Origin of the sequence: Pseudomonas sp. NBRC 100443, from assembly GCF_030268185.1 — a bacterium.
GTDB lineage: Bacteria > Pseudomonadota > Gammaproteobacteria > Pseudomonadales > Pseudomonadaceae > Pseudomonas > Pseudomonas citronellolis.
Genome location: NZ_BSQE01000107.1, coordinates 1 through 255 on the forward strand (window position 1 = coordinate 1; position 255 = coordinate 255).

1 protein-coding gene is annotated in these 255 nt (G+C 59.6%); it reads right to left on the reverse strand.

Annotated features, from left to right (window positions below; all coding sequences use genetic code 11):
• On the reverse strand, window positions 1-217 hold a 217-nt coding region (locus QSJ95_RS32750), incomplete at its 3' end, for a DUF4372 domain-containing protein (protein WP_285639675.1).
• Window positions 218-255 lie beyond the last annotated feature (38 nt).

Consider the following 255-nt stretch of genomic DNA (forward strand, 5'->3'; position numbering starts at 1 on the left):
CCAGGTGATAGTGCTGATGGGGATGGCTGTTGAAGCTGGTTTCAAGCGCCCGCAGGCTGCTCACGCCGGCCAGTTGGGCATACACCATGGCGACCAGGTGATCCCAGCTGCCAAAGCGCTTGCTGTGTTTGTCGGCGCCGTGTTCGGCGACCAGTCGATCGAAGACGCCGCGAGGCAGCGCTTTTAGTACATCGTGAAAACGGCTTATCCTGAACATCTTGCGGGGGCTGTGAGGTTGAGTTGGCGCTCAACGGT